The sequence below is a fragment of the Aestuariicoccus sp. MJ-SS9 genome (assembly GCF_032586235.1).
GTDB lineage: Bacteria > Pseudomonadota > Alphaproteobacteria > Rhodobacterales > Rhodobacteraceae > Aestuariicoccus.
The window spans coordinates 1-1933 of record NZ_JAWHTD010000114.1 but is presented as its reverse complement, the minus strand read 5'-3'; the positions used below and the strand labels follow the sequence as shown (position 1 = coordinate 1933).

1 protein-coding gene is annotated in these 1933 nt (G+C 64.9%); it reads right to left on the bottom strand.

The genetic code is table 11. The features are described from left to right. Window positions 1-2 precede the first annotated feature (2 nt). A partial coding sequence (acs, locus tag RXV88_RS23480; protein WP_316296160.1) for an acetate--CoA ligase occupies window positions 3-1933 on the bottom strand: 1931 nt, incomplete at its 5' end.

Below are 1933 nucleotides of genomic sequence, written 5' to 3'. Positions count from 1 at the left end.
GCTCACCCCTTGTTCATTCTGTTTTCGATGAGGTCGTCGACGACTTCGGGTTCGGCGAGTGTTGAGGTGTCGCCGAGGGCGCCGTAGTCGTTTTCGGCGATCTTGCGCAGGATGCGGCGCATGATCTTGCCGGAGCGGGTTTTGGGCAGGCCGGGGGCCCATTGGATGAGGTCCGGGGAGGCGATGGGGCCGATTTCCTCGCGCACCCAGCCGCGCAGCTCCTTGCGCAGCTCTTCCGTCGGTTCGACGCCGTTCATCAGGGTCACGTAGCAATAGATGCCCTGACCCTTGACGCTGTGCGGATAGCCCACGACCGCGGCCTCGGCGACCTTTTCATGCGCCACCAGGGCGGATTCGACCTCGGCCGTTCCCATGCGGTGGCCCGAGACGTTGATCACGTCGTCGACCCGGCCGGTGATCCAGTAATCGCCGTCCTCGTCCCGGCGGCAGCCGTCGCCGGTGAAGTAATAGCCTTTGTAATCGGCGAAATAGGTCTTTTCGAACCGCGCGTGATCGCCCCAGACGGTGCGCATCTGGCCGGGCCAGCTGTCCTTGATGACCAGCACGCCCTCGGCGGGGTTGCCTTCGATCTCCTCTCCGCTGGTCGGCTCCAGCACCGCGGGCTGGATGCCGAAGAAGGGTTTCATCGCAGCACCCGGCTTGGTCGCATGCGCGCCGGGCAGGGGCGTCATCAGGTGGCCGCCGGTTTCGGTCTGCCACCAGGTGTCGACGATGGGGCAGCGCCCGCCGCCGACGACGTCGTTGTACCAGGTCCATGCCTCGGGGTTGATCGGTTCGCCCACCGTTCCGAGGATTCGCAGGGACGATAGATCGCATCCGGTTACGAAGTCGTTACCCTGTCCCATCAGCGCGCGAATCGCCGTGGGCGCGGTGTAGAACTGGGTCACCTTGTGCTTTTCGCAGACCTGCCAGAAGCGGCTGGCGTCCGGATATGTCGGCACGCCTTCGAACATCACAGAGGTCGCACCGTTGGCTAAGGGCCCGTAAACAATGTAGGAATGCCCGGTGACCCAGCCCACGTCCGCGGTGCACCAATAGATGTCGCCGTCGTGATAATCGAACGTCACCTCGTGCGTTAACCCGGCATAAACGAGATATCCGCCAGAAGTGTGCACGACCCCCTTGGGCTGACCCGTCGAACCGGAGGTGTAAAGAATGAACAGCGGGTCCTCGGCCGACATTTCCTCGGCCGGGCAATCGGTGGAGGCCTGCTGGCTGAGCGCGCTGTAGTCGAGGTCGCGCCCCTCGACCCAGGTGGTCTGCCCGCCGGTGCGCTTGACCACCAGGCATTTGACGTCGTCGGCGCAATGCAGCAGCGCCTTGTCGGCGTTGGATTTCAGCGCCGTCTTGCGCCCGCCGCGCGGGGCCTCGTCGGCGGTGATGATCATCTTGGCGTCGCAGCCGTTGATGCGCGCGGCCAGCGCGTCGGGCGAAAAGCCGGCGAAGACGATGGAATGGATGGCGCCGATGCGCGCGCAGGCCAGCATGGCATAGGCGGCCTCGGGGATCATCGGCAGGTAAAGCACGACGCGGTCGCCCTTCGCCACACCCTGATCCTTGAGCACGTTGGCCATGCGGCAGACATTGGCGTGCAGGTCGCGATAGGTGATGTGCCGGGCGTCCTCGGCGGGGTCGTCGGGCTCCCATATGATGGCGGTTTGGTCGCCGCGGGTCGCCAGATGCCGGTCGACGCAATTCGCCGCCACGTTCAGCGTGCCGTCCGCGTACCAGTTGATCTTCACCTGGCCCAGCGTGAAATCCACGTCCTTCACCCGGCTCGGCGCCTTGATCCAGTCCACACGGCCCGCCTGCTCGGCCCAGAACCCATCAGGGTCCGATACCGACCGCGCATACATCTCCTCATAAGCCGCAGCATCGACATTCGCCGCAGCGACAAGATCGTCGGACGGCG